Consider the following 25,644-nt stretch of genomic DNA (forward strand, 5'->3'; position numbering starts at 1 on the left):
GAAAACCGCCAGAAACTATCTCGCCGTCGTCACCATCGCAGCTATCGTGCTATGGATCAGATAATTGTCCACACGACCTAGCCCGCCGCGCCGAGACCCACTGACTGCTTCTGGCCGAGCGCCTTGAAAACGGTCGAGACGATGCCGGCCCGGTCGAGGCCGGCCTGGGCGTACATGGATTCGGGCTTGGCCTGCTCCACCCAGATATCCGGCAAGACCATCGGTCGTACCTTGAGCCCGCCGTCGAGCAGGCCTTCCTCAGCCAGGAAGTGCAGTACATGGCTGGCGAAACCGCCGATGGCGCCTTCCTCGATGGTGATCAGCACCTCGTGATCACGGGCAAGCCGGCGGATCAGCGCCTGGTCGAGAGGCTTGGCGAAGCGTGCATCGGCGACCGTCGTCGAGAGGCCGGCGGCATCCAGGTCCTCGGCAGCCAGAAGACAGTCGGCGAGCCGCGTTCCGAAGGAAAGCAGCGCCACCTTGGTGCCTTCCTTGATGATCCGCCCCTTGCCGATCGCGAGGATCTCGCCCCGATCGGGAAGCTCCACGCCGACGCCTTCGCCGCGCGGATAGCGGAAGGAGATCGGGCCTTCGTCATAGGCCGCGGCGGTGCGTACCATGTGCTTCAATTCCGCCTCATCGGCCGCCGCCATCACCACGAAACCCGGCAGAGAGGCGAGATAGGTCGTGTCGAAGGAGCCGGCATGGGTCGGCCCGTCGGCGCCGACGAAGCCGGCGCGGTCAATCGGGAAACGCACCGGCAGGCCCTGGATCGCTACATCATGCACGACCTGGTCGTAGGCGCGCTGCAGGAAGGTCGAATAGAGCGCCGCAAAGGGCTTGTATCCTTCCGCGGCAAGGCCGGCGGCGAAGGTGACGGCGTGCTGCTCGGCAATGCCGACGTCGAAGCAGCGCGATGGATGCACCGCCGCAAACCGGTCGAGCCCGGTGCCGGACGGCATGGCGGCGGTAATCGCGACGATCTTGTCGTCGAGGCTAGCCTCCTGCACCAGCGCGTCGGCGAAGACGGAGGTGTAGGCCGGCGCGTTCGGCTTCGCCTTCGCCTGGGCGCCGGTGATCACGTCGAACTTGTTGACGCCATGATACTTGTCGGCGGCGGCCTCGGCCGGCGGATAGCCCTTGCCCTTCTGCGTCACCACATGGATCAGCACCGGTCCGCGCGCATTGTCGCGGACGTTGCGCAAGACCGGCAACAGATGGTCGAAGGAGTGGCCGTCGATCGGGCCGATATGGTAGAAGCCCATCTCCTCGAAGAGCGTGCCGCCGGTGACATATCCGCGCGCGTGCTCGACGGCGCGGGTGATCGCCCGGTCGACCGTCTTGCCGAGATAGGCGGTCAGCTTCTTGCCGACCTCGCGGATGCCCATATAGGTGCGCCCGGAGGCAAGCCGCGCCAGATAGGCGCTCATGGCGCCGGTTGGCGGGGCGATCGACATGTCGTTGTCGTTGAGGATGACGATCAGGCGTGCATCGAGCGCCCCGGCATTGTTGAGCGCCTCATAGGCCATGCCGGCCGACAGCGCACCGTCGCCGATTACGGCGATGACATTGCGGCTCTTGCCGTCGAGATCGGCGGCGACGGCCATGCCGAGGCCGGCGGAGATCGAGGTCGACGAATGCGCCGCGCCGAACGGGTCGTATTCGCTTTCAGCGCGCCGGGTGAAGCCGGAAAGACCGCCTTCCTGGCGGAGCGTGCGGATCCGGTCGCGGCGCCCGGTGAGAATCTTGTGCGGATAGCACTGGTGGCCGACGTCGAAGATCAGCCGGTCGTGCGGCGTGTCGAAGACCTTGTGGATGGCGATCGTCAATTCCACCACGCCGAGGCCGGCGCCGAGATGGCCGCCGGTGCGCGACACCGCATCGATCATTTCCGCACGCAGTTCGCTGGCCAGTTGCGGCAGGTCCTTGTCGTCGATCTTCTTCAGATCGTCGGGGACATTGACCTTGTCGAGCAGCGGGGTCGCCGGCATCGGATTGGTTGGCAGTTGTGTCACGCTGCGTGCCTCGTGCGTGCCGCCGGGCGGCGCGCGAACTGTTGGTGATTTTCCGTCTTAATGGCTGTTTAGACGCAATCGTCGTTGAATGCAAAAATTAGGCATTCCTGCGTCGCCAACCAAGGGCTCAACAAAAATTTAGCTTGCCGGCAACGGAATGAACTCTTCCTCGTCCCCCGGCACGATATCGAAGCGGCCGCTCGCCCATTCTTCCTTCGCCTTGTCGATGCGCTCCTTCGACGAGGACACGAAGTTCCACCAGATATGCCGCGGCGAGCCGAGGGCGGCGCCGCCGAAGAGCATCACGTGACAGCCGGAAGGTCCCGCGGTGATGGTGATCTCGTCGCCGGGCCGAAAGACGAGAAGCTGGTTGTCGGCGAAATGATCGCCTGCAATGATCGCTTCGCCCGAGAGAATATAGATGGCGCGTTCCTCCCATTGGGCGGCAAACGGAGCGTTGCGGCCGGCCTCGATCGCGAGATCCACATAGATCGTGTCGGTAAAGGTGGAGACCGGCGAGGCGGTGCCTTCGAAGTGCCCGAGGACGACCCGGGCGCGAACGCCGCCATCGGCAAGGTGCGGCAGCATGAGCCCTTCGGTATGGGAGAAGATCGGATCGACCTCTTCCTTGTCGTCGGGCAAGGCCAGCCAGGTCTGCAATCCGGACAAGGAACGTTCATGGCCGCGCTGGTTTTCCGGCGAGCGTTCGGAATGCACGATTCCGCGCCCCGCCGTCATCAGGTTCACGTCGCCCGGGCGAATGACCATCTCGGTGCCGAGACTGTCGCGGTGCTTGATCTCGCCGTCGAAGAGATAGGTGACCGTCGATAGACCGATATGCGGATGCGGACGCACGTCGATCGCCTGGCCGGCGCGCAGCAGGGCCGGTCCCATGCGGTCGAAGAAGATGAACGGCCCGACGAGCCGCCGCCGCGCCGTTGGAAGCGCCCGGCGCACCTCAAGGCCGCCGATGTCGCTGGTACGCGGGATGATCAGATGCTCGATGGCGTCACAGGCCGGCTTGTCGCCGGCGAGCGGATCGGGACCGGGAAAAAAGGACATGGCGCTTACTCCGGTTGGTGGGCACTGGAGACTATCGCCGATGCTGTTGCGGCGATAGCACCAAACGGGAGACGCAATGTTTCCGGTTGCGGTCGTCGCATGGTAGGCAAGATGGCAAGCGCGAGTTGCCCCTCTCCTCGGGTTTAACCCGAGGACTAGCCCTCCCCGGCAGAGGGGAGAGGGGACTTGAGAGGGCGCGGCAGGCGGATGAGGGGCAAAATTCTCGGACGAAAGCCGATCGCTATTCGGCGTCGAGCGGCTCCACCGCTTGCGGTCTGCCGTTGCGGTCGAGGCGGATCTTCTCGATGCGGTCTTCGGCCGCCTTCAGCAGCGTCTCGCAATGCTTCTTCAGCGCCTCGCCGCGCTCATAGATCTCGATCGATTTGTCGAGCGCCACATCGCCGCGTTCGAGCGCGGAGACGATCCGCTCCAGTTCCTCGACCGCCTGCTCGAACGAGAGGGCGGAGACGTCCGGCTGCGAATTGTCGTTGTTCATCAATTACCCTCTCATCAATCTCAGAATGTGCATGGCCGCCGATTCGGCGAGACCTTGCAGGTCATAGCCGCCCTCGAGCATGCTGACCACTCGGTTGCCGGCGCTATTGCCGGCGGCCTCCATGAGGCGTCCGGTCGCCCAGTCGAAGTCCTCGGCCACAAGATTGATCTGCGCCAGTGGATCGCGGTAATGCGCGTCGAAACCGGCGGAGATCAGCACGAGGTCCGGGCGGAAATTGTCGAGAGCAGCGAGAACGCGGCTTCGGAACGCGTCGCGGAAGTGCTCGCTGCCGCTGTTGGGGGAGAGCGGCGCATTGACGATATTGTGCTTGACGCCCGTCTCTTCCTTGGCGCCGGTGCCCGGATAGAGCGGCATCTGGTGGGTCGAGCAGAAGAGGACCGACGGATCGTTCCAGAATATGTCCTGCGTGCCGTTGCCATGGTGCACGTCCCAGTCGACGATGGCGACCCGCTCGACGCCGTGCGCCTTCTGTGCATGGCGCGCGGCAATCGCGATCGTGTTGAAGAAGCAGAAGCCCATCGCCTTGTTCTTTTCGGCATGGTGGCCCGGCGGGCGGGCTGCGACGAAGGCGTTGTCGGCCTCTCCGGCGAATACCGCGTCGATGGCAGCGACGGCGCCGCCGATGCCGGTCAGCGCCGCCACGAAGCTTGAGGGGCTCGCATAGGTATCGGCTTCGATCTGGTTGATATCCTCGTCCGGTATCGCCCGGGTGATCGACCTGAGGTGCTCCTCGGAATGGGCAAGCAGCACCAGGTCCTCGCTGCCCTTCGACGCCTCGATACGCTTCAGCGGCGCGAAATTCGGATGCTCCAGCGCGAGGTTCAGCGCCCTCAGCCGATCCGGCCGCTCCGGGTGCCCCTCCGGAACTTTGTGTTCCTGGAAGAGAGCATTTTCATAGAGATGCGTGGTCATCCGCGCAAAGCTAGTGCGCGTGCCTGTCAAAATCCATGGCCGCGAGTGCAAAAGTACCGATTTTCAACAGCGCGGATCGAGCAGGATCTTGCCGGTGCGGAGCGGATCGGACTGGTGCGTTAAGGCTTGGCCAAGCTGGCTCAACGGATAGGTTGCGGCGGCCGGGCTGGCGAACAGCCCGTCGCGAAGCCCCGCAAAGCTTCTGGCGAATGCAGCCTCCAGGGCGTCGCGCCCGGCGGAGTGGACCCAGGTCCGCAGCCACAGGAAGGCGAAGCGAACGTCGGGGCGGCCGGCAATCGCTGCCTGCGGGACCGGCACGCCGCTCAGCGCGCCATACTGGATGAAGGCCCCGCCTCGATGGATGGTCCGGCTGATCAGCTCGGCGGCCAACGTCCCGCCAACCGCATCGAGCACCGCGTCAAACCTTGCCCCTGCTGGAAGGTCGCTGCCGTCGGTCACGACAATCGGATATCCCTCGCCGACACAGGTGCGGCTCTTGTCGCTGCGAAGGATCGCTGTTGGCACAACGCCTTCCAACGTAAGCAACTTCATCAGCATGCCGCCGATCGCCGAACCCGCGGCCGTCACGCCGACGCTGCGGCCCTGGAGAGAGCCGAAATGCAGGCGCAGCGCCTCGACGAGCCGCAGCGCCGTCAAGGGGTTGACGTAGCTCATTGCCGCTTGCGTGTCGCTCAAATCGTCCGGCACGGCAAAGCACCATTCGGCCGGGCGGACGAGGAACTGCTGCCACAGCCCACTGGCGCCGATCGGCATGACCCGGTCTCCGGGTTTCAGCTGGTGCACGCCCGCTCCGACGCGGCTGACGGTGCCGACGCCCTCGAAGCCGGGCACGAAGGGCAGTTCGGTACGGGCGCGATAGGCGCCGGTCACCGGGATCAGGTCCGATGGGTTGATCGCCGCAAGCGAGATCTCGACCTCGACCTCGCCTGACCCCGGCTCGACGCGGGCGGTGTCGACGATCTCGATGACTTGTTCGGGATCGCCAAACTGTCTAACGAGAGTGGAGCGCATGTAAGGGGCCTCGCATGGACGGCACAGAGCGGGAAACTGTCACGGAAATCCGGATTCCGTTTCGCGATATAGACATGCATGGCCACATGCACAATGCGGCCTACTATGCGCATGCCGAGGCGGCACTGGCCAATCTCTGGCGGCATCGCCCGCCGGTTAAGAACGAGCCGGCCTATCTGGTGCGCCGCTCTGCCTGCCTCTTTCATCGCGGCCTGCGCTTCGACGAGCCGGCGCGCTTCACCGTATCCGTGGCGAAGATCGGCGGCAGTTCGGTGAGCTTCGCCGTGCGCGTCGAGGCAGGCGCTCATCTGGCGGCGGAGGTCGAAATCGTCTGGGTCGCCGTCGATCCGGCTCGCCATCAGCCCGTAGCATTGCCCGCCGCAACGCGCGACTGGCTCGCGGCCTATGCGGTGTGACGCACTCTCAGCGAGCGGAAATGGGCGACCGCGCCCATGCCGCCGCCGACACCCATCATCGCCAGACCCTCGCTCTTGGTCACTGCGGCGAGCATCTGGGAAAACAGCCTGACGACGAGAATCGCGCCCGAGGCTCCATAGGGATGACCCAGCGCGATCGCGCCGCCATCGCGATTGACGCGCTCCGGCGAAATGCCGAGCGGATCGAGGCTGCCGAGGACCTGCGAGGCGAAGGCCTCGTTGAACTCGATGAAGTCTACTTTGTCGATGTCGAGCGTCGGATTGCGGGCCCGAAGCCTCGCCATTGCCGGCACCGGGCCGAGGCCGAGGAGGTTCGGATCGACGCCCGCCGTCGCCGCGTCGATGAATTCGAGTGCAAAGGGCACGCCAAGCCGACGCGCTGCGGCGAGCGAGGTCACCAGCACGACTGCCGCACCGTCATTGATCGGGCAGGCATTGCCCGCTGTGACGGTGCCGTCCCTGACAAAGACCGGCTTCAGCCGGGCGAGCGTCTCGGCTGAGGCATTGGCCCGCGGGCAGTCGTCGTTTGCGACGGGGCCGGTCGGCGTTTCCACTGGAACGATCTCGCGCGCAAAGCGGCCCGTAATCTGGGCAGCCACGGCACGACGATGACTTTCGAGCGCAAACTGGTCCTGACGCTCCCGCGAAATCCCGCACGCCGTGGCGACGTTCTCCGCCGCAACACCCATATCCGGATCGCCAATAAAATCGGGCGCCATCCGCGCGCGTTTCACCGGCTGGAGTTCTTCCCCACGTGCGAGCGGCGGCCGAAGCCGGATATGGGCGCGACTGGCGCTTTCGGTGCCTCCGGCGAGATAGTATTGACCGGCGCCGGCCTGGACCTGCCGCGCCGCAAGGACGATCGCTTCGAGCCCGGAGCCGCATTGGCGGTCGACGGTGACGCCGGGAATGGAAACAGGCAGGCCGGCTTCGAGGGCGGCAAGCCGCGCGAGATTGCCGGCGCTGTTTGCGGCATTGCCGAGAAGCACGTCGTCGATCTCGTTCCGATTGATACCAACGTCCGAGACGATGCGATCGATCAGCAGGGCGGCAAGGCTTGCGGGCTCGATCGCGGCGAGACTGCCGTTGACGCGACCGATCGGCGTGCGTAGCGCCGCGATGACGACCGGTGTGCGGGTGGGATCAGAAGAGGCGTTCAAGGGCACCGTTCTCCTCCGCGATCCATTGCCGCAATTGTCCGGCCGCGATCTTGCCGGAGGCGGTCATCGGCATTTCCCGGCACAGCCAGACCTTGCGTGGATGCTTATAGCGCGGCAGCGCATCAGCAAGATGACGCTCCAGCGCTTCACGCTCGAACCTATCATCGCTCGGCTGGACGACCGCGACAAGCTCGCTGCCGAGATCCGGATGATCCAGGCCGAAGGCCAGCACCGACTGGACGCTGGCCGCAGCCATGATCGCGCTCTCGACTTCCGAGGGATAGATATTGTTGCCGCCGGAAAGCACCATGCCGCCGGCGCGGCCGATGAGATGCAAGGTGCCGTCCTCGTCGAGAGATCCGAGGTCGCCGACGGTGGCGAGCCGCCCATGGCGTCGAAATCCGACATTGTCGCCGCCGACCATGTAGCCATCTGATATCAGTGCGCTGTCGACGAAGATCGTCCCGGCTTCCCCCGGCGGCAGGCGATTTCCGCGATCGTCCAGGATGGCCAGCCGGACGCCCGGAAATGCCTTGCCCACGGCAGTCGCTGCGTGATGCTCGTCCGCGCCGGCAACTGTGATGAAGCCGAGTTCCGATGCGCCGAAATATTCGATCACCTCGGCCGCGGGGAAGGTGCGCGCTGCAGCGCTGCGGTCCGCCGGCGTCAGCTTGGCACCGGCGACGGTGATCTTTTCGACGCAGCGCAAATGAGCACCTTCCGCCTCATCGCAAAGCCGCCGCAGCATTGTCGGTACCAGCACCAGGCGTTTCGCCCTGGCGGCGCCGATGATGTCGAGTGCCTGGCGCGCCTCGAAGTGGCGGGCGCCGATGAATTCGGCTCCGGCCGCAAGGCTTTCGACGAGGGCATAAAGGGCCAGTCCGTGCGCCAACGATCCGGGGGCATAGGTCGTCGTTTCCGGTCTTAGGCCGAAGAAATCCTGGCCAATTTCGAGGCTGAGGCGCCAGGATTGGCGGTCGCGGATGATCGCTTTCGGTTCCCCGGTGGTACCCGAAGTGAAGACCACGAGGAACGGTTCCGCCTCGTCGCCGACGCGGATCGGGGAGGAGCCGTCGAACGTATCGAGCGAATGCGTTTGTCCCGCTGACGGAACCTCCAGATGCAGGAGATCGCCGGCGGCGCGGATGACGATCTCCGGTTTCAGCTTTTCCTTCATTCGCTGGCGGGTCGAGTCGGGGAGGTGCGGATCGATGAGCGCGGCACAATTGCCGCCCGATGTCGCGGCGATGAAGGCTGCGGCAAAGAGCGGGTGATTGCCGGTTTCAAGGGCAATCAGCCGGACGCGGCCGGAAAGGACACTTTGCTCCGTTGCGAGCCCGGCTGATCGTTCGACCGCGTGGAGAATCCGGCACGCATCGGCGGCAAGCTCACCATATGTGAAAACCCGGCTCTCCATGCGGAAGGCCGGGACATGCGGGCGCTCGCCCGCATGTCGCGCTATGGCGCCTGCAAGCGGCATTGCCTCAGGCGCGGGCCGGCAGCAGCGGATAGCCGGCGTAGATGGTGCGGGCGGCGAGCGTGGCGATTGCCGCCTTGAGGAGATCGCCCGGAATGAACACCAGCGAACCGGTTGCGGCGGCCATGAGCGGCGTGCCGGTCACTGCCGAGAGCCACGGAACGCCGATCGCATAGAGGACGACGATGCCGCCGATCACGGAGGCGAGGAAGAACCCGACGAACTGACGCGCTTCCGAATTTCCCGGATGTACGAAGCGTTCGGCAATGAGACCGGTGACATAAGCGGCAACCGCCCACCCAAGAATGAAACCGCCCGAGGGGCCGGCGAAGACGGCAAGTCCGCCGCGACCGCCCGACAGCACCGGCAGGCCGATCGCGACCAGCAGGATGAACAGCAGAAAGGAAAGCGCGCCGCGCTTGGCGCCGATGATGCAGCCGGCCAGCATGACGCCCATCGACTGCGCCGTAATCGGAACGGGGATGAAGCCGAGCGTGATCGGCGGGATGAGGCCGAGCACGACGACGATTGCGGCAAAGAGCGCAATGAGGACGAGGTCTCTGGTGTTCATGTGGTCCTACCCTTTTATTAGAAAGCGCGAATTTATTGGCGGCGGAATCCGCGCGCGTCAATGGCCGCCGCGATCGTATCCGCATCTTTCAGCGTCAGGATGATCAGCGGCCCGATGATCGTCATCGGCCGGATCGGCAGTCCTCGTGCACGGTGCGCCTCGCTGATTGCCTGATATCTGGCGAAGATATCCGGAACGAAGCGCAGCACGAGGCCAAGCGCCAGGCTGACATCGGCCGCCCGCAGGAGCCCGACGCGCTCCAGCGGCTTCAGCAGGATGGTGATTTCATCCATGAAGGCGCCGATCGTCGTCGTCGCTGTAACGGCGGCGGCGAAGAGCACGAGGGTCGTCAGCCGCAATATGAGTGCGATCACCTGGGGGAGTGGAACGAGGAAGAGGTTGATCCCTGCAAGCACCAGGATGGTGAACAGGACGAAGCCGACCCGCGAAAATGCCTGGCGCGCCGTCATGCCGAGCGAAAGGTAGAGCGCGCCGCAGAGGAGGAAGGCCGGCAGCAGCAGGAGCGGCGCGTTCATCGCAAAAAGCGCCACGCTCAAGACGACAAGAGCGGCGAGTTTCGCGCGCACCGGCACCCGGTGGAACCAGCTCTGTCCTTCCACATAGAGGCTCGTCAGCATCCGGCCACCTCGTGATAGCGCCGGATCGTCTCCTTGGGGTTTCCGTCGGCAACGAGGCGACCTTCGTGAAAGAGCAGCAGGCGCTCGACCCCTTCGACAAGCCCGAGATCATGGGTGATGACGATCGTATCCTCGTCGAGCGCGTCGATCGTGGCTGCGACCATGCGGCGGTTGCGCAAGTCGAGCTGGTTGGTCGGCTCGTCGAGGATCAGGATTTTCGGGCCGGTGACAACGACGCTCGCCATGGCGACAAGCTGCGTTTCCCCGCCGGAAAGCTCGTGCACCCGCCGTCTCGCCAGATGGCTGACGCCGAAACGGGACAGCACCGCCTCCGTTCGCGCGGAAATCTCGTGCGTCGGCAGTCCGCGATTCTTGAGCCCGAAGGCGATGTCGTCGGAAACGATCGGCATGATCAGCTGGTTCTGCGGGTTCTGGAAGATGAAGCCCGCCTCGGCAAGCACCGCCCTGTCGTCCTTCACCGTATCGAGGCCATTGACCAAAACGTGGCCCGTCGTCGGCTTGACGAGCCCGTTGATCAGTCGCGCGAAGGTCGTCTTGCCGGAACCGTTGAGGCCGATGATGCCGATCCGCCGTTCGTCGAGGGCAAGCGTCAGCGGGTGAAGCGCTACCCGCTCGCCGAACCGGACCGAGCAATCGGTGAAGCGGATGTCCAATCTTGATCCTCGTCCAGTTGTCGTGGTGGCTCTATAGGGCAACTCGATCGGCAAGGGCAATGCAGCCTTTGCCGGATTGCTTTATGGTTGGACTGTATTTGAATTATGGGAATAAAAGCCTATCCTCTTGCCCATGACGATTCGCCTCACCAACCGCGATGCCCGGCGCATCTTTCTCGCCAAGCAGGGCCTCTCTGCCGCGCCGCATCGCGCGCTCGGCAAGGACGGGCTTCTGCGGCTGATCCACGATATCGGCTTCGTGCAGGTCGACAGCATCGGCACCGTCGAGCGCGCCCATCATCAGATCCTGTTTTCACGCAACCAGACCTATCGCCGCGAGCATTTGAGCGAATTGCTGGAAGAGGATGGTGAGCTTTTCGAGCACTGGACTCATGACGCCTCGATCATCCCGAGCGCCTTCTTCGTCTATTGGAAGCATCGCTTCAAATGGGAGAGCGAAACGCTCAGCGAGCGCTGGCGCAAATGGCGCGGTGACGGCTTCGATGCGGGTTGCGACGAAACCTATGAGCGGATCGCCAGCGGCGGCGCGGTCATGGCGCGCGACTTGAAGGAGGATCATCACGAATCGGGCGGCTGGTGGAACTGGCACCCGTCGAAGACGGCGCTCGAGGTGCTCTGGCGGCAGGGCCGGGTTGCGATCGCCCGCCGCGTCAATTTCCAGAAGGTCTATGACCTGACGGAACGGGTCATCCCGGCGCATCACTACGACGGCGATGTGAGCCATCCTGAATTTATCGATTGGGCCTGCCGCAGCGCCCTCGAACGCCTCGGCTTTGCAACGCACGGGGAGATCGCCGCCTTTTGGGATCTCGTCTCGCCCGAGGAAGCGAAGGCCTGGGTTGCCGAGCATCGCGACGAGCTTTGCGAAATCGTCATCGAGCCTGCCAATGGCGGCAAGCCGCGGCCGTCCTATGCCTTCGCGGGCTTTCCGGACAATCTGCCCGATGTTCCCGACCCGCCGGCGCGCATTCGCGTGCTAAGCCCCTTCGATCCCTTGCTGCGCGACCGGAACCGCACCGAACGCCTTTTCGGCTTCTTCTACCGCATCGAAGTCTTCGTTCCCGAACCGAAGCGCGAATATGGCTATTATGTCTTTCCGCTTCTCGAAGGCGATCGGCTCATCGGCCGGATCGACATGAAGGCCGACCGCAAGCGCGGCAGCCTCGACGTGAAGCGCCTGTGGCTCGAACAAGGCATCAAGCCGGCTTCGGGCCGCATTGAGAGGCTGATGGCCGAACTCGATCGGATCGCCCGTTTCACCGGCGTCGGAGAGGTCAATCTGCTCGAAGGCTGGAACGCCGATCTCTCCTGACCGATTTTTCTTGGCTTGCGGCGCCGGGCTTCCTAAATGGAAGGAACCCTTCACGACGCGGAGCAGAACGATGGACACCAACCTCATAAGCCTCTTCGATGCGGACGAGGCGACGGTCCGCAAGGTTCTCTCCGAGACGCTTGCCGGCGCCGACGACGGCGAACTCTTCCTCGAGCATGCGCAGGCGGAGGTGCTCTCCTTCGACAATGGTCGCCTGAAGGGTGGCAGCTTCAACACCGACCAGGGCTTCGGACTGCGCGCCGTTGCCGGTGAAGCGGTCGGCTATGCCCATGCCGGGGAATTGTCGCTTGCCGCGTTGAAAAGGGCCGCGGACGCGGTCGGGCAGGTGACCCGCGGCTATTCCGGCTCCTATGCCGCTGCCCCGCAGCGCACCAACAAGAAGCTCTATGGCGATGAAAATCCGATCGGCGAACCGAGTTTCGAGACGAAGGTGAGCCTGCTCCAGGACATCGACGCCTATCTGCGTGCCAAGGATCCCAAGGTCAGGCAGGTGACGGCGACCGTCGCTGCAAGCTGGCAGGTGGTGGACATCTTGAGGTCGGACGGGCACCGCGTTCATGACGTGCGGCCGATGACGCGCATCAATATCTCGGTCGTGGTCGGCGAGGGCGACCGGCAGGAATCCGGTACCTTCGGCATCGGCGGCAGGCGCGGCTTCGGCGATTTCATCACCGAGGAAAACTGGAAACAGGGTGCCGACGAGGCGTTGCGGCAGGCACTCGTCAATCTCGAGGCAATCGATGCGCCGGCAGGAACGATGGACGTGGTGCTCGCTTCCGGCTGGCCGGGCGTGATGCTGCACGAAGCGGTCGGCCACGGCCTCGAAGGCGACTTCAATCGGAAGAAGACCTCCGCCTTCGCCGGGCTGCTGGGCGAGCAGGTGGCCGCCAAGGGCGTCACCGTCGTCGACGACGGCACGATCGAGGCGCGGCGCGGCTCGATCTCGATCGACGACGAGGGCACGCCTTCCGGCTACAACGTGCTTATCGAGGACGGCAAGCTCGTCGGCTACATACAGGACCGGCAGAACGCCCGGCTGATGGGCATGAAGCCGACCGGCAACGGCCGCCGCCAGGGCTACGCCCATGTCCCGATGCCGCGCATGACAAACACCTATATGCTTGCCGGCGACCGTACGCCCGCTGAAATCATCGCCTCGGTGAAGAAGGGCATTTATGCGGTTTCCTTCGGCGGCGGCCAGGTGGACATCACCTCGGGCAAGTTCGTGTTCGGCTGCACCGAAGCCTATCTCATCGAGAACGGCAAGGTTGGCGCGCCGGTCAAGGGCGCCATGCTGATCGGCAATGGACCGGACGCGATGAAGCGGGTGACACTTGTCGGCGACGACATGAAGCTCGACACCGGCATCGGCAATTGCGGCAAGGCGGGCCAATGGGTGCCCGTCGGCGTCGGCCAGCCGCATCTCAGGATGGACCAAATCACCGTCGGCGGCACGCAGGCATAGGCAGGGCGGCATGACTAGTCAGGCAGCAGAAACTCTGGAAATCCGGCGGTTTTCGGCGGCAGACGAGCAGGGCGTCATCGACGTCATCCTGCCGATCCAACGGCAAGAGTTTGGCATCGCTATCACAGCCGAAGATCAGCCGGACCTTCGGGCAATTCCCGAATTCTACCAGACCGGTGACGGCGAATTCTGGGTTGCAGCCGTCGGCGAACGGATCGTCGGCACGATTGCGCTGAAGGATATCGGAGGCACCGAGGCGGCCCTGCGCAAGATGTTCGTCGCGTCCGACTTTCGCGGCCGCGAACACGGCGTCGCCACCCGCCTGCTTGATGCACTCCTCGCCCACGCCGAACAACGGCAGGTAAGGGCGGTCTATCTGGGCACGACCGAGAAATTCCTTGCCGCCCATCGGTTCTACGAAAGGAACGGCTTTGTCGAAATCGCCAGGCAAGACCTGCCGGCAAGCTTTCCGGTCATGGGCGTCGATACGAAATTCTACGTTCGCCGTTTGGCAGCAGTTTAGGTCCTGAACTTAGCTGCGGCCGGGAAGCAACAGACAGTCGTAGGACCTTTTCTTGAGGATGGCGCAGGCCGAGTTGGCCGCCTCGCGGCTGGGAAAGCCGATAAAACGGGCGCGGTAGCGCTTGCCGGAGCCCGTGCCGTCTACGTCTGTATGCGGCGAGGCGCCGAGCAGGGCCGCACCGCCGGCCGACTGTGCCTCGACGAGGATCCTGCGCGCGGCTTCTGCCGTGGGTGACGTCGAAATCTGGATCTGCCAGTAGGCATCTGCCTTCGGCTCGGCGCGCGCCACCACCTCGATTTCGGTTGGCCGATCCGCCGGAACCGCTGCGGCGGGCGATGCCGCCATGAGAGCTGCGCTCGCCTTCTTTCCGGCACGATTGGGTTCGGAATAGAGAGACACGCCGGGCAAGGTCGCGACCTCGACCGTGTCGAGCGGCCTTGCCGCGGCCATCGCCGATCCGCTGCCAGACTGCGACGCCCTGCCCAGGTGTTGATCGAGCAGCGCCGCCATCTTGTTGTCGCGGCTTTTCGCCGTCCGTCCGCCGAGCACGACGCCGATGACGCGGCGGTTGCCGTCCCTGACGGCGCTGACCAGGTTGAAACCGGAAGCGTTGGTATAGCCGGTCTTGATGCCGTCCATGCCGTCGTAGCGATACATCAGCTTGTTGTGGCCTCGGATCACCCGGCCACGGAAATTGAAGCTCTGCGCCGAGAAGAGCCGATACTCCTGCGGAAAGTCCCGGAGCAGCGCCATGCCGAGCCTTGCCATGTCGCGCGCCGTCGTCACCTGCTGGCTTGCAGGCAGGCCGGATGCGTTGACGAAGACGGTGCGCGTCATTCCGAGCCGGCGTGCCTTCGCGGTCATCATCTGGGCAAAGGCGGCTTCGGAGCCGCCGAGTTTTTCCGCCATCGCCGCAGCGGCATCATTGGCGGAATGGATGATCATGCCGTAGACGGCCTGCTCGACGGTGATGGCGTCGCCGGGCTTGAGACCGAGCTTGGTCGGCGGCTTGCGCGCCGCTTCCTTCGACATCGGCACTGGAGTCTGCCAACTGACCTCGCCCCGATGCAACGCCTCGAAGGTCATATACAGCGTCATCATCTTCGTCAGCGATGCGGGATAGTTCAGTTCGTCCGCGTTCTCGGCGGAAAGAACCCTGCCGCTGCGGGCGTCGATCACGAGAGAAGCATTGCCAGCGAAAGCCGATGCGGTGGCGGCGACGAATGCAACGATCGCCGCCAAGGCAAATTGCAAGTTCTTCATGATTCCCCCTTGAACCGCGTGGCTTCTGGCGCGCGAAATGTGTCAGGACGTGGCCGCCGTGGATTTGTCGTAACATTAAGGCCGAAAATCGATAAGCGCAGCCCCTTTTTAAGGGTTGTCCCGACTTTCGATGGCAGCCCCGGTCGATTCAGCAAGGCTTAACAGAGGTGGCGTAAAGCTTCGGACAAGGACTGCAGGGCGGATTTGGCGGCGTCTCGCAAGCCGTTGCCGGACAGCAGAGAAGGATGCAACAGTTGGTCGCGAAGATCGTCCGCAACCATTTGCGGCGGGCCGCAATTGCCGGCGGGCTCGAGGCCGCACATCTCCTTGGGCGTGCCGGCCTGATGGGTGAGGCCCGCGGTCTCGGCGCCGTCTTTACCCTGCATCATGTCCGCCCGAGGGACCGTCGCGACTTTGATCCCAACGCGCATCTGGAAATCACCCCGGCATTTCTTGAAAAGACGATCGTGACATTGAAACGCGGCGGCTACCGTTTCGTCGCTCTCGAAGATCTGCCGGCGTGCCTCGCCTCGACCGACGATCGGCCCTTCGCCAGCTTCACGCTCGACGACGGCTATCGCAACAATCTCGAATGGGCGCTGCCCGTATTCGAACAGCACGCCGTTCCCTTCACCGTTTTCGTCACCGCAGGCTATGTCGATCGCAGCCACACGCTGTGGTGGGAAACGCTTGCGGATTTGCTGTCCATCAGCCGCGAGCTCCGCTTCGACTTCGGCGATGGTGCGGTGCCGCTTTCGAGCGGCACGCTTGTGCAGAAGCGAGCGGCTTTCGATCGCATCGCGCTCTTTATCCATAGCACCGACGAGGCGAGTGCCGTGGCGGCGCTGAACCGAGCTGCGCTGGCGCAGGGCATCGATCCCTTCGCCATCACCGAGCGGTTGACGCTCGACGAGAGCGGTCTTCGCGCCCTGATCGCAAGCCCGCTCGCCAGCCTGGGCGCGCATACGATCAGCCATCGGGCGCTGGCGCGGCTCGATGACGACGAGGCCTGCCGGGAAATCGCCACATCCGCCGCACGCGTCGCGGCGATCACCGGCAGGCCGCCGCTGACCATCGCCTATCCCTATGGCTACGGGTCGACGGTTTCGGACCGCGACCACCGGCTGGCCGCGGATCTCGGCTTCACCGTTGCCGTGACGACCGAACCGGGCACGCTCTCCGCCGACGTCAATCTTCATGCCGTGCCGCGGATCTCGCTGAACGGTCACTTCCAGAGCGAACGCTATGTCGCTGCGCTCGCCTCCGGCATTCCGTTCCGGCTACTGCAGATTCCTTAAATCGGAATCGATTTAAGGACAAATCATGCAGCAGTTCAAAGTGCTCCAGCGACCTTAGCGCGTCCGATTGGACGCGCGGGCGCTGTAGGCGCGCGATAGATCGCGGCTCCCTCCTCAGGGATACATCCGCACCTTCTCCCACCCCCCTTCCGGGACGGGCCGACGGAACTCCATGCGGTCGTGCAGCCGGAATGGACGGTCATGCCAGAACTCGATCGAGGTTGGGCGGATGCGGAAACCGGACCAGTATTCCGGACGCGCAATTTCGCCGATGGCGTGACGAGCGGTGAATTCGGCGACCGCCTTCTCGAGCGCGAAGCGGCTCTCGAGTGGTCGGGACTGCTTCGAAGCCCAGGCGCCGATGCGGCTGCCGCGCGGCCGGCTCCTGAAATATTCGTCCGCTTCTTCGTCGCTGACGATTTCCACGGGACCGCGCAGGCGCACCTGGCGGCGCAGTGATTTCCAGTGGAAACACATGGCGGCCTTGCGGGTCGCCAGCAATTCGCGGCCTTTCTGACTCTCGAAATTCGTGTAAAAGACAAAGCCGCGTTCGTCGAACCCCTTGAGCAGCACCATGCGCACATTGGGCAGTCCATCGGGATCGACGGTCGCAAGGGCGACCGCGTTGGGGTCATTCACCTCGCTCTTCTCGGCGTCCTTCAGCCATGTGCCAAAGAGGGAAAAGGGCTCGTCTGTCTCCGTGAAGTCACCGGTTGTTAACTCATTCGCCGTCATATTGCCTTCCTATGCCGTGTATCTGGCGCGGGAGCGCGTCGGGATGAGCCCGATTATCGTTTCCGCATCGAAAAATGTCGGAGCCCGCCAGCGCTTCCTCGGGCTGCGCTCGGCTCTGGCGAGTCTGACAGGATTGCCGTGCAAGACATAGCAAAGTGGATCGGTGGCAAGAAGGGTTTTTCCATTGCGCTGCTGCGCAATGCGGCTCTGTGCCTGACCGTCTTGGTGCTTCCGGGCTGCATGGGCGGAGGTCTCGACCTCTTCGGAAGTTCGAGTGTCGATCGTTCCGTTGCGACCGGGACCGTGCCGGTCGCTAAGACGTCCGACGGTCTCTCGGACGCGGTCGCCGTGCGCAATGCGGTTTCCTCTGCGGATATCACTGAGAGCAGCAACGCCATTCCCTGGGCGAACGCCTCGTCGGGCAGCGCCGGGGTCATCAGCAGTATCGAGGAAGACCGCGCCTCCGGCGTCCTCTGCCGCCGCTTCACCACCACGCGCCACTCCTTCGAAGGCATTGCCAAGTTCGACGGACGGACCTGCCAGCTCGACAACGGCGAGTGGTATCTGACGAGCTTCGGCCCGCAGGGCTGAAATCCCCGGTTAACCACATCCCCGCAAAGACGCGGGACTGCGGCCCGCGCGACCAGCAACCGCCTGCGACGCGACCGCCCGGCTAACCGTTATTTAGCAACTTCCCCGGATCATCGCCTTCGAGAAGAGCGGCCCATCATGGGCTGTCGTCGTAGTGCGTAGACGCGCCGCCGCGAAGGGCTGGCCGTTCAAAGAATGTGGTGACAAGCCATGCGTGATCCCTATGCAATCCTCGGCGTGCGTCGCGGCGCTGGACAGGACGAAATCAAGGCCGCCTGGCGGTCGGTCGCGAAGGCCATCCATCCAGATCACAACCAGGGCGATCCGCTGGCGACCGAACGCTTTGCCGAAGCCGGCCGGGCTTACGAACTGCTGCGGGATCCGGCGCGCAGGAGCCGCTACGACCATGCGCGGCGCGAGGCGGAACTGCGCCGCATGGAAGCAATGAAGGAAAAGATGCGCGGTCCGGAGGCGGTCGAGGAGCCGGTCGGCGCGGAGAGCGCCGAGGAGGCGGTATCGCGCATTTTTGGCGTCGATCCGCAACCGGCGCCATCCGGCACCAGGCCGAGGGCCTCGGCGCAGCGCCCCGCCGAGAAGGCCGCCCCCGCCGCCGAGGCAAGGCCGGAATCGCCCGTCGAAACGAAACAGGAGCCGGCAAGGACGGACACAACGGTCCGGCGCCTTGCAGCGCCCGGAACGGAGTTGGTTGCGGCAATCGTCCGGCGCATCCGCGACCGCATTATCAAGACGGCGGAGAAAGTGCCGGATCTGGCTGTCGATTTGCCGGTGAGCCTCGACGAGGTGATCAGCCGGGGGCGTGTCTCCCTGGAGCTTCCGGACGGCGAAACGGTGAAGGTGGGAGTTCCGCCTGGCGCGATCGACGGGCAGGTGGTTCGCCTGAAGGAACAGGGGTACCGGGTCGCCGGCATGGCCCGTGGCGACGTCGTCGTGACCCTGCGTATCCGTCAGGACGGCGCCTTCCGCACCCGGGGCCTTGATCTGGTGACCACACTGCCGGTCGATCTCCAGGATGCGGTCCTCGGCTGCGAGACCGAGATCGAAACGCCGAGCGGAGCCGTGACCGTCGCGGTGCCGGCATGGTCGGGATCCGACAGGATCATCCGAATAGCCGGCAAGGGTTTGAAGGGAGCTGACGGCGAAAGCGGCGACCTCCTCGTCGAGTTGCGGCTGGTCCTGCACGAAAAGCCCGACGACAAGGTCACGGACCTAATGCGGTCGCAGCGCGACGGCCTCTATTTGTAACGGTTCAATGACAAGCTGAACCAATATTACGGGGACTAACAGTTCCTGATCCGCGACGCGCTTGAACCGCTCTGGCGGCTATGCCATAGGCAATTCTCGACATTTTGCCGCACCCATCTCTGGTGGCATGGTGCGGCGCCATCGACATTCGGAAATCTGGCATCGGCTCCGGCCGGTCCCGGCAGACAGTATTGGGGACATTCCATGGCTCAGGCATCGGGTCTGATGAATGGCAAGCGCGGCGTCATCATGGGCGTCGCAAACAACCGCTCGATCGCGTGGGGCATCGCGAAGGCTCTGTCGGAAGCGGGCGCTGACATCGCGCTGACCTGGCAGGGCGACGCGCTGAAGAAGCGCGTCGAGCCGCTGGCGCAGGAACTGGGCGCCTTCATGGCCGGTCATTGCGACGTGACGGACCTTGCCACGATCGACGGCGTATTCTCGGCGCTTGAGGAGAAATGGGGCAAGATCGATTTCGTCGTGCACGCGATCGCCTTCTCCGACAAGGACGAGCTGACGGGCCGCTACCTCGATACGAGCCGCGACAACTTCGCCCGCACGATGGATATTTCCGTCTACTCCTTCACGGCGGTTGCGGCGCGTGCCGAGCGCATCATGAATGATGGCGGCTCGATGCTGACGCTGACCTATTACGGCGCCGAAAAGGTGATGCCGCATTACAACGTCATGGGCGTCGCCAAGGCGGCACTCGAAGCAAGCGTGCGTTATCTCGCCGTCGACCTCGGCAACCGCGGCATCCGCGTCAATGCTATCTCGGCCGGCCCGATCAAGACGCTGGCCGCATCCGGCATCGGCGACTTCCGCTATATCCTCAAGTGGAACGAGTATAACGCGCCGCTGAAGCGCACCGTTTCGATCGAGGAGGTCGGCAATTCGGCGCTCTATCTCCTGTCCAACCTGTCTACCGGCGTCACCGGCGAGGTGCACCATGTCGATTCCGGTTATCATACGGTCGGCATGAAAGCGGTCGACGCTCCGGACATTTCGGTCCTGAAGGACTGATTGCGGGTCTTGCGTGCAACTGCTTGAATTCTTGGACCGAATTCGGGCTAAGATCCATGCAGCAGCCCAATTGCGCGAGCGCCCTTCGCGTAGTTGGCAAGACACGGCGGGCGGCCGCCTCATCCGGAGTGAACACTGTGCTCATCTACATGGTTCGCCACGGCCAGACGGACTGGAATGCCGAGAGTCGTCTTCAGGGGCAGAAGGATATTCCCCTCAACGAGACCGGCCGCCAGCAGGCGATCGGCAATGGCATGGCCCTCGGAGAGATCCTCGGGCGGAATGCCGCCAGCTTCGATTTCGTCAGCAGCCCGCTTGGCCGGACGCGCGAGACCATGGAGCGCCTCAGGCGGGCCATGGGGCTCGACCCTTTCATCTACCGCACCGACGAGCGGCTGAAGGAGGTCTCCTTCGGTGCCTGGGAGGGCTTTACGCTGTCGGAATTGAAGCGCCGGGTGCCGGAGCGCATTGCCGCGCGGCGGGTGGCAAAATGGGACTTTATCCCCCCCGGGGCGGATGCGGAAAGCTATGAGATCCTCTCCTGGCGTGTCGGCGCCTGGCTGAAGGACGTGAGGAAGCCCACCGTCTGCGTCAGCCACGGCGGAGTGATCCGTACTCTGTTCAAGCTGCTCGGAGAAATGGAGCCGGATGAGGCGGCGGCAGCAGCGATTCCACAGGACCGGCTGCTGAAGATCGTCGACGGCTCGATCAACTGGCTTTAGGCGGGATGCGCACAAATGTTCGCGCCGGACCCTTGGGACCAGCCTACTGAACTATTTCCAGATCGTTGATGACGCGTTTGCCATCCACTTCTGTGTAGAAGACGAGAACCTTGACGCCGGCCTCAAGTCCCTCGAAGTTGAATTCCTCGGGCGCCTGATAGCTTTTGCCGTCGTCCAGCGAGAGGCTCAGTTGCTCGGTGTCGATATTGGTGATCACGGCCTCGACGTCGGCGCTTTCTGCGTGGACCGAGAGCGGCGATAGCAAGCTTGCGGTAGCCATGAGCGTCGCAATGACAAATCGCATCTTTCCTGCCCTCTTCCAAACTGCGAATTTCCTCGTAATCACCCTTTGATCCCCGATTGTGGCAAAAGTTCTTTTTGCCATGGTTTTTTAGGATTTAGCTGCTGATTGCGAACAGTGCTTTCGGCGGCTGGAAGAGTGAACGCCGGCCACGGGAATTTCAAGCCGCTAAGGCCGGAACGCGGGTGCTGTACGCCCCTCCGAAGGATGTCGCAGCGAGTTTTCCAAAGAAAGATCGCGGAGAACTCCAGGGCGGCAGGCAGGGCCGCTACAACCGTGGACCGTAGTCCAAGCGAACCGGGGCCGAAAATCCGGGCTTGCGGCAAGTCCTCCCGCGCCAGCGGAAGCCCTTTCCCCAATGAGCGCTTTACACTAAGAGAGGGCGCGCGCTTTCGCGCGGTCTGAGCAGGACGAAAATGCGAAGTCTTTCTCGTCTGCTCGCACTCGATTAGAATCGATCCGAAGGGCGTCGGTCCGTCCGATCTCTCGGGTCCTGAGCACGGTAGCCGTCATGTCGCACAATACCTTCGGTCATCTCTTCCGCGTCACCACCTGGGGCGAGAGCCACGGAGCGGCGCTTGGCTGCGTCGTCGACGGGTGCCCGCCCGGCATTCGTTTCACGCTCGCGGAAATTCAGGCCTGGCTCGACAAGCGCAAGCCCGGCCAGTCGCGCTTCGTGACCCAGCGCCGCGAAGACGATCTGGTGAAGGTCCTGTCCGGCGTGATGCTCGACGAGGACGGCGCGACGATGATCTCGACCGGTACGCCGATCTCGATGATGATCGAGAACACCGACCAGCGCTCGAAAGATTACTCGGAGATCGCCAAGCGCTACCGCCCAGGCCATGCCGACTACACCTATGACGTCAAATACGGCATTCGCGACTATCGCGGCGGCGGTCGGTCCTCGGCACGCGAGACGGCGGCCCGCGTCGCGGCCGGCGGCATCGCCCGCAAGGTCGTGCCCGGCCTCGTCGTGCGCGCTGCGCTCGTGCAGATCGGCAAGCAGCGGATCAATCGGGCCAATTGGGATTGGGCCGAGGTCAACAACAATCCGTTCTTCGCGCCGGATCCGGCCATCGTTCCGGTATGGGAGGAGTATCTCGACAGCATCCGCAAGGCCGGCTCGTCGATCGGCGCGGTCGTCGAGGTGATCGCCGAAGGGGTACCGGCCGGCATCGGTGCGCCGATCTACGGCAAGCTCGACCAGGACATCGCTTCGAACCTGATGTCGATCAACGCCGTCAAGGGCGTCGAGATCGGCGACGGCTTTGCCACGGCCGAGCTCAGCGGCGAGGAGAACGCCGACGAGATGCGCATCGGGTCGGACGGCGAGCCTGTCTTCCTTTCCAACCATGCCGGCGGCATTCTCGGCGGCATCGCGACCGGCCAGCCGATCGTCGCGCGCTTCGCGATCAAGCCGACCTCATCCATCCTGACGGAGCGCCGCTCCATCGACAGCGACGGCAACGAGGTCGACGTGCGCACCAAGGGCCGCCACGATCCCTGCGTCGGGATCAGGGCGGTGCCGATCGGCGAGGCGATGCTTGCCTGCACGATCGCCGATCACTATCTGCGCGACCGGGGCCAGACCGGTCGTCTGAAGTAATCTGCTGGAGAGAATGAAGATGTCCTATGACCAGAAGCGCGTCGTCGAGGCCATTCGCGCTTTCGAGGCCGGCGAGATCGTCGTCGTCACCGATGACGGCGGGCGCGAGAACGAAGGCGACCTGATCGTAGCGGCCGTGCACTGCACACCTGAGAAGATGGCCTTCATCGTCAGGCACACCTCGGGCATCGTCTGTGCGCCCATGCCGCGGGACGAGGCGAAGCGGCTCAATCTGAATGCGATGGTCGCCGAGAACGATTCCGCCCACACTACAGCCTTTACGGTCTCCGTCGACTTCAAGCACGGAACGACGACCGGCATTTCGGCCGACGACCGCACCCTGACGGTCAGGAACCTTGCCAATCCGAATGTCGGAGCGACGGATTTCGTGCGGCCCGGCCATATCTTTCCGCTGGTGGCGCGCGAGGGCGGCGTGTTGATGCGCTCCGGCCACACCGAGGCGGCAGTCGACCTCTGCAAGCTCGCGAGCCTGCCGCCGATCGGCGTCATTTGCGAACTCGTCAATGATGACGGCACCGTGACGCGCGGCCCGCAGGTGGAGGCCTTCGCCGAGACCCACGGTCTGAAGCAGGTCTCCGTTGCGGATCTCATCGCCTACCGCCAGCGCAAGGAGACCTTGATCGAAAAGGCCCATAGCTTCGAGATCGAGACGGCCTACGGCAAGGCGAACGCCCACACTTACGCGCTGCCCTGGGATCCGATGCAGCATCTCGCCGTGGTTTTCGGCGACGTTCGCGACGGCGTCGATATTCCCGTCCGCCTGCACCTCGAAAATGTCGGCGCGGACGTCTTCGGCAATGGCCGCCAGATCGACGAGATCATGAAGCGCATCGCAGGAGAGGGCAGGGGCGTCATCGTCTATCTGCGCGAGGGCTCGGTCGGCGTCGGCGTCTCGCAGACCGCGCGAAAGGGCAAGCACGAGCGCGAAGCCCATACGGAAGCGCAGGCGCGCGAAAGCGAATGGCTGGAGATCGGCCTTGGCGCCCAGATCCTGAAGGATCTCGGCATCACATCGATCCGTCTGCTTTCCTCCCGCGAGCGCCACTATGTTGGCCTCGAAGGGTTCGGCATCAAGATTGCAGCGACAGAGATCCTGTAGCGCGCAGGCGGACGATCGCGCTCACAAGAAAGCCGCGCATCGAAAAGAGCGCGGCTTTATCATTCGAAAGCATCCGTGATTTTAGGGAAGCGCGTCATAGCCTTCGCCGAACCCCTTGAGGTCGACCGGAATGCCGATCCCTTCCTCCGGGGACTGGAAGACGATGAAGGTTGCCGTCCCGCCGGCGCGCATCGTCTTCAGGAGCTCGTCCTCGAGCACCACTTCGGCATAGCAGCCGTCGGAGAAACAGCGCACGAAATAGGCGCGGCCGATATCCTTGCCGTCGACATTGAGGCCAAGCCCGTTGGGCAGAAGCACGCCGAGCGGTGCCAGAACGCGAAGAATCTTCGCCTTGCGATCGGCGGTCTTGAGAACGACGACCGAGAGCCCGACCTCGGGCCGGTCCTCGGCGATGACGTTCTGCATCAGCGCGCATTGTTCGGCCGAGGCGCCGGCCGGCTGATCGCAGACGATCGACCAGGCGCCGTGGTTCGACTTGACCGTCCCGGGGGTTGCGGCAGACTGCTGGGCCATGCTTGCAGCGGGAAAGACGAAGGCGGCAATTCCGAGCGCGATCAAAGCGGGCAGCCGGGAGAAGAGGGACAGGCCCATGTAAACCTCAAAACGTCGAATCATTCGGGCTATTCTTGAAGCGCAGAGATATAAATGAAAAGCCCCGTCACTTACATTCCAGCGGCATATGGCCGAAATTGGGCCTATATCGAGCGCATCGGACGCGCCGGACGTTTTCGCCGCGAAGGCGGCGCGTAGCCAAGGCGCGGATCGCGGACCGAATACAATCTCCGATCCGGCGCGAAGGGCGGCAGCGGGAAAACTTGGCTTTGTGCAAAAATGCCGCATGAGGTTCATTGCACAGATGTTGCGGCGCTGGTCAAACTGTGGTTTGAAGCGCTTCCAGTATCGCAGGGATTCTGCGTTCCGGGTTTGATCCTGATCAAGCGCATTGGGGAGACGTAATTGTGAAAAACAAGGCCTATGCAGTTCTGGCAGCGCTTGCCTGTCTGCTCTTTGGTTCGAGCGCCTTTGCTGACAAGCCTGTCGACTGGCAGACGACCTTTCAGCCGGCCGCAACCGGCATCATGGAAGAAATCACGTGGTTTGAACAATATACCCTGTGGTTCATCATTCCGATCACCCTCCTGGTTCTCCTGCTGCTGATCCTCGTCGTTGTGAAATTCCGCGAGGGCGCCAATCCCGTTCCGTCGCGGACCAGCCACAACACCGCGATCGAAGTGATCTGGACCGTCGGTCCGGTGATCATTCTGCTGTTCCTGGCCGTCCCCTCCTTCCAGCTTCTCACCGCGCAGCTCACGCCGCCGCAGAATCCGGACCTGACAGTCAAGGCGACCGGCAATCAGTGGTACTGGTCCTATGAATACGAGGTCGGCGAGAATCCGCTGTCCTTCGACAGCCTGCTGTTGAAGGACGAAGACCGCGCGGGCCTGGGCAAGGAAGACAAGGCCGCTTATCCGCGTCTGCTCGCAGTCGACAACGAAGTCGTCGTACCGGTCGGCAAGACCGTCCGTCTTCTGGTCACAGCCGCCGACGTCATCCATGCCTTCGCCATGCCGGCTTTCGGCGTGAAGATCGACGCGGTTCCGGGGCGTCTCAACGAGACCTGGTTCAAGGCGGACCGCGAAGGTCTCTATTATGGCCAGTGTTCCGAGCTCTGCGGCAAGGATCACGCCTATATGCCGATCGCCATCCGCGTGGTTGCGCAGGAGAAATACGACGCCTGGCTCGCCGCCGCCGCAACCAATCTCGGCGAAGCGAACAAGGCGCTCATGGCGTCCACCGACGGCGCGGTGAAAACCGTCGACGTCGCCGCAAACGCCGCACAGTAATCGGAAGGGGAGCTCGA

The 25,644-nt window shown here is 63.7% G+C and carries 26 protein-coding genes; 12 read left to right on the forward strand and 14 right to left on the reverse strand.

The genetic code is table 11. The features are described 5' to 3' along the window. Positions 1–77: 77 nt before the first annotated feature. The 5 genes from dxs to ATC00_RS01595 all read right to left on the reverse strand — a co-directional run bounded on the left by dxs (position 78) and on the right by ATC00_RS01595 (position 5,538). Positions 78–2,015, reverse strand: coding sequence for a 1-deoxy-D-xylulose-5-phosphate synthase (dxs, locus tag ATC00_RS01575; protein ID WP_082911934.1), 1,938 nt, complete (start codon positions 2,013–2,015; stop codon positions 78–80). A 138-nt stretch (positions 2,016–2,153) separates the two neighbouring features. Continuing rightward, positions 2,154–3,077: a pirin family protein gene (locus ATC00_RS01580; protein ID WP_064251756.1), complete on the reverse strand. Its 924-nt coding sequence runs from the start codon at positions 3,075–3,077 to the stop codon at positions 2,154–2,156. Between the two features lie 241 nt (positions 3,078–3,318). Next, a complete protein-coding gene (locus tag ATC00_RS01585) occupies positions 3,319–3,573 on the reverse strand; it encodes an exodeoxyribonuclease VII small subunit (RefSeq protein WP_064251757.1) in 255 nt (84 codons plus the stop codon). A 3-nt stretch (positions 3,574–3,576) separates the two neighbouring features. Next, complete coding sequence (locus ATC00_RS01590; RefSeq protein ID WP_037379267.1) at positions 3,577–4,506, reverse strand: histone deacetylase family protein; 930 nt, start codon at positions 4,504–4,506, stop codon at positions 3,577–3,579. Positions 4,507–4,569: 63 nt separating this feature from the next. Further along, entirely contained in the window at positions 4,570–5,538 is a 969-nt protein-coding gene (locus tag ATC00_RS01595; protein ID WP_037379268.1) for a zinc-dependent alcohol dehydrogenase family protein, read from the reverse strand. A 14-nt stretch (positions 5,539–5,552) separates the two neighbouring features. Here ATC00_RS01595 and ATC00_RS01600 point away from each other — a divergent pair, with 14 nt between their 5' ends. Next, the gene (locus tag ATC00_RS01600; RefSeq protein WP_064251758.1) at positions 5,553–5,954 is read left to right on the forward strand and encodes an acyl-CoA thioesterase; all 402 of its coding nucleotides are present in this window, start codon (positions 5,553–5,555) and stop codon (positions 5,952–5,954) included. Here the strand turns inward: ATC00_RS01600 and ATC00_RS01605 are convergent. The 5 genes from ATC00_RS01605 to ATC00_RS01625 are packed head-to-tail and all read right to left on the reverse strand — an operon-like array spanning position 5,942 to position 10,495. Beyond that, positions 5,942–7,135, reverse strand: a complete 1,194-nt coding sequence (locus tag ATC00_RS01605) for a thiolase family protein (RefSeq protein WP_064251759.1) — start codon at positions 7,133–7,135, stop codon at positions 5,942–5,944. The genes ATC00_RS01600 and ATC00_RS01605 overlap by 13 nt on opposite strands. Beyond that, a complete protein-coding gene (locus ATC00_RS01610; protein ID WP_064251760.1) occupies positions 7,119–8,615 on the reverse strand; it encodes a class I adenylate-forming enzyme family protein in 1,497 nt (498 codons plus the stop codon). The genes ATC00_RS01605 and ATC00_RS01610 overlap by 17 nt, the downstream gene beginning before the upstream one ends. A gap of 4 nt (positions 8,616–8,619) precedes the next feature. After that, positions 8,620–9,183 (reverse strand): biotin transporter BioY, encoded by a 564-nt coding sequence (locus tag ATC00_RS01615; RefSeq protein WP_037379276.1) that lies wholly within the window; start codon positions 9,181–9,183, stop codon positions 8,620–8,622. A gap of 32 nt (positions 9,184–9,215) precedes the next feature. Continuing rightward, positions 9,216–9,821 (reverse strand): CbiQ family ECF transporter T component, encoded by a 606-nt coding sequence (locus ATC00_RS01620; protein WP_037379278.1) that lies wholly within the window; start codon positions 9,819–9,821, stop codon positions 9,216–9,218. After that, positions 9,815–10,495, reverse strand: coding sequence for an energy-coupling factor ABC transporter ATP-binding protein (locus ATC00_RS01625; RefSeq protein ID WP_037379280.1), 681 nt, complete (start codon positions 10,493–10,495; stop codon positions 9,815–9,817). The genes ATC00_RS01620 and ATC00_RS01625 overlap by 7 nt, the downstream gene beginning before the upstream one ends. A 133-nt stretch (positions 10,496–10,628) precedes the next feature. Here ATC00_RS01625 and ATC00_RS01630 point away from each other — a divergent pair, with 133 nt between their 5' ends. The 3 genes from ATC00_RS01630 (at position 10,629) to ATC00_RS01640 (ending at position 13,837) form a co-directional block, all read left to right on the forward strand. Beyond that, on the forward strand, positions 10,629–11,828 hold the full coding sequence (locus ATC00_RS01630) for a winged helix-turn-helix domain-containing protein (protein WP_064251761.1): 1,200 nt from the start codon (positions 10,629–10,631) through the stop codon (positions 11,826–11,828). 70 nt (positions 11,829–11,898) lie between these two features. Then, positions 11,899–13,314 (forward strand): metalloprotease TldD, encoded by a 1,416-nt coding sequence (gene tldD, locus ATC00_RS01635; protein ID WP_064251762.1) that lies wholly within the window; start codon positions 11,899–11,901, stop codon positions 13,312–13,314. 10 nt (positions 13,315–13,324) lie between these two features. After that, a complete protein-coding gene (locus tag ATC00_RS01640) occupies positions 13,325–13,837 on the forward strand; it encodes a GNAT family N-acetyltransferase (RefSeq protein WP_064251763.1) in 513 nt (170 codons plus the stop codon). A gap of 9 nt (positions 13,838–13,846) precedes the next feature. Here ATC00_RS01640 and ATC00_RS01645 read toward each other — a convergent pair whose 3' ends face one another. After that, positions 13,847–15,100: a D-alanyl-D-alanine carboxypeptidase family protein gene (locus tag ATC00_RS01645; protein WP_064251764.1), complete on the reverse strand. Its 1,254-nt coding sequence runs from the start codon at positions 15,098–15,100 to the stop codon at positions 13,847–13,849. A 245-nt stretch (positions 15,101–15,345) separates the two neighbouring features. On the opposite strand from ATC00_RS01645, the gene ATC00_RS01650 reads away from it, so the two are divergent. After that, complete coding sequence (locus tag ATC00_RS01650) at positions 15,346–16,398, forward strand: polysaccharide deacetylase family protein (protein WP_064251765.1); 1,053 nt, start codon at positions 15,346–15,348, stop codon at positions 16,396–16,398. A 114-nt stretch (positions 16,399–16,512) separates the two neighbouring features. Here ATC00_RS01650 and pdxH read toward each other — a convergent pair whose 3' ends face one another. After that, entirely contained in the window at positions 16,513–17,133 is a 621-nt protein-coding gene (gene pdxH, locus ATC00_RS01655; protein WP_037379288.1) for a pyridoxamine 5'-phosphate oxidase, read from the reverse strand. A 138-nt stretch (positions 17,134–17,271) separates the two neighbouring features. Here pdxH and ATC00_RS01660 point away from each other — a divergent pair, with 138 nt between their 5' ends. The 4 genes from ATC00_RS01660 (at position 17,272) to ATC00_RS01675 (ending at position 20,732) form a co-directional block, all read left to right on the forward strand. Continuing rightward, the gene (locus ATC00_RS01660; protein ID WP_064251766.1) at positions 17,272–17,724 is read left to right on the forward strand and encodes an RT0821/Lpp0805 family surface protein; all 453 of its coding nucleotides are present in this window, start codon (positions 17,272–17,274) and stop codon (positions 17,722–17,724) included. A gap of 210 nt (positions 17,725–17,934) precedes the next feature. Continuing rightward, positions 17,935–18,987, forward strand: coding sequence for a DnaJ C-terminal domain-containing protein (locus ATC00_RS01665; protein ID WP_064251767.1), 1,053 nt, complete (start codon positions 17,935–17,937; stop codon positions 18,985–18,987). A 204-nt stretch (positions 18,988–19,191) separates the two neighbouring features. After that, complete coding sequence (gene fabI, locus ATC00_RS01670; RefSeq protein ID WP_037379294.1) at positions 19,192–20,010, forward strand: enoyl-ACP reductase FabI; 819 nt, start codon at positions 19,192–19,194, stop codon at positions 20,008–20,010. 137 nt (positions 20,011–20,147) lie between these two features. Continuing rightward, complete coding sequence (locus tag ATC00_RS01675) at positions 20,148–20,732, forward strand: histidine phosphatase family protein (protein WP_064251768.1); 585 nt, start codon at positions 20,148–20,150, stop codon at positions 20,730–20,732. Positions 20,733–20,775: 43 nt separating this feature from the next. On the opposite strand, the gene ATC00_RS01680 is transcribed toward ATC00_RS01675, so the two are convergent. Then, positions 20,776–21,036: a DUF1344 domain-containing protein gene (locus ATC00_RS01680; RefSeq protein WP_012707100.1), complete on the reverse strand. Its 261-nt coding sequence runs from the start codon at positions 21,034–21,036 to the stop codon at positions 20,776–20,778. A gap of 508 nt (positions 21,037–21,544) precedes the next feature. Here ATC00_RS01680 and aroC point away from each other — a divergent pair. Together aroC and ribB are read left to right on the forward strand one after the other, a co-directional pair. Continuing rightward, entirely contained in the window at positions 21,545–22,642 is a 1,098-nt protein-coding gene (aroC, locus tag ATC00_RS01685; protein ID WP_064251769.1) for a chorismate synthase, read from the forward strand. A gap of 19 nt (positions 22,643–22,661) precedes the next feature. Continuing rightward, positions 22,662–23,762, forward strand: a complete 1,101-nt coding sequence (gene ribB / locus ATC00_RS01690; protein WP_064251781.1) for a 3,4-dihydroxy-2-butanone-4-phosphate synthase — start codon at positions 22,662–22,664, stop codon at positions 23,760–23,762. Between the two features lie 81 nt (positions 23,763–23,843). Here ribB and ATC00_RS01695 read toward each other — a convergent pair whose 3' ends face one another. After that, on the reverse strand, positions 23,844–24,374 hold the full coding sequence (locus ATC00_RS01695; protein ID WP_037379301.1) for an invasion associated locus B family protein: 531 nt from the start codon (positions 24,372–24,374) through the stop codon (positions 23,844–23,846). Positions 24,375–24,742: 368 nt separating this feature from the next. Between ATC00_RS01695 and coxB the strand changes: the two genes are divergently transcribed. Then, entirely contained in the window at positions 24,743–25,627 is an 885-nt protein-coding gene (gene coxB, locus ATC00_RS01700; protein ID WP_064251770.1) for a cytochrome c oxidase subunit II, read from the forward strand. Positions 25,628–25,644: the final 17 nt, after the last annotated feature.

It is taken from the genome of Sinorhizobium americanum, assembly GCF_001651855.1.
In the GTDB taxonomy this organism is placed as follows: Bacteria; Pseudomonadota; Alphaproteobacteria; order Rhizobiales; family Rhizobiaceae; genus Sinorhizobium; species Sinorhizobium americanum.

Excerpts from the sequence above, each read along its gene's own strand:
- ATC00_RS01580 (WP_064251756.1), bottom strand. The coding sequence starts at position 3,077 with ATGTCCTTTTTTCCCGGTCCCGATCCGCTCGCCGGCGACAAGCCGGCC.
- ATC00_RS01585 (WP_064251757.1), bottom strand. The coding sequence starts at position 3,573 with ATGAACAACGACAATTCGCAGCCGGACGTCTCCGCCCTCTCGTTCGAG.
- ATC00_RS01590 (WP_037379267.1), bottom strand. The coding sequence starts at position 4,506 with ATGACCACGCATCTCTATGAAAATGCTCTCTTCCAGGAACACAAAGTT.
- ATC00_RS01595 (WP_037379268.1), bottom strand. The coding sequence starts at position 5,538 with ATGCGCTCCACTCTCGTTAGACAGTTTGGCGATCCCGAACAAGTCATC.
- ATC00_RS01600 (WP_064251758.1), top strand. The coding sequence starts at position 5,553 with ATGGACGGCACAGAGCGGGAAACTGTCACGGAAATCCGGATTCCGTTT.
- ATC00_RS01610 (WP_064251760.1), bottom strand. The coding sequence starts at position 8,615 with ATGCCGCTTGCAGGCGCCATAGCGCGACATGCGGGCGAGCGCCCGCAT.
- ATC00_RS01615 (WP_037379276.1), bottom strand. The coding sequence starts at position 9,183 with ATGAACACCAGAGACCTCGTCCTCATTGCGCTCTTTGCCGCAATCGTC.
- ATC00_RS01620 (WP_037379278.1), bottom strand. The coding sequence starts at position 9,821 with ATGCTGACGAGCCTCTATGTGGAAGGACAGAGCTGGTTCCACCGGGTG.
- ATC00_RS01630 (WP_064251761.1), top strand. The coding sequence starts at position 10,629 with ATGACGATTCGCCTCACCAACCGCGATGCCCGGCGCATCTTTCTCGCC.
- tldD (WP_064251762.1), top strand. The coding sequence starts at position 11,899 with ATGGACACCAACCTCATAAGCCTCTTCGATGCGGACGAGGCGACGGTC.
- ATC00_RS01640 (WP_064251763.1), top strand. The coding sequence starts at position 13,325 with ATGACTAGTCAGGCAGCAGAAACTCTGGAAATCCGGCGGTTTTCGGCG.
- ATC00_RS01645 (WP_064251764.1), bottom strand. The coding sequence starts at position 15,100 with ATGAAGAACTTGCAATTTGCCTTGGCGGCGATCGTTGCATTCGTCGCC.
- ATC00_RS01650 (WP_064251765.1), top strand. The coding sequence starts at position 15,346 with ATGCAACAGTTGGTCGCGAAGATCGTCCGCAACCATTTGCGGCGGGCC.
- pdxH (WP_037379288.1), bottom strand. The coding sequence starts at position 17,133 with ATGACGGCGAATGAGTTAACAACCGGTGACTTCACGGAGACAGACGAG.
- ATC00_RS01665 (WP_064251767.1), top strand. The coding sequence starts at position 17,935 with ATGCGTGATCCCTATGCAATCCTCGGCGTGCGTCGCGGCGCTGGACAG.
- fabI (WP_037379294.1), top strand. The coding sequence starts at position 19,192 with ATGGCTCAGGCATCGGGTCTGATGAATGGCAAGCGCGGCGTCATCATG.
- ATC00_RS01680 (WP_012707100.1), bottom strand. The coding sequence starts at position 21,036 with ATGCGATTTGTCATTGCGACGCTCATGGCTACCGCAAGCTTGCTATCG.
- aroC (WP_064251769.1), top strand. The coding sequence starts at position 21,545 with ATGTCGCACAATACCTTCGGTCATCTCTTCCGCGTCACCACCTGGGGC.
- ribB (WP_064251781.1), top strand. The coding sequence starts at position 22,662 with ATGTCCTATGACCAGAAGCGCGTCGTCGAGGCCATTCGCGCTTTCGAG.
- ATC00_RS01695 (WP_037379301.1), bottom strand. The coding sequence starts at position 24,374 with ATGGGCCTGTCCCTCTTCTCCCGGCTGCCCGCTTTGATCGCGCTCGGA.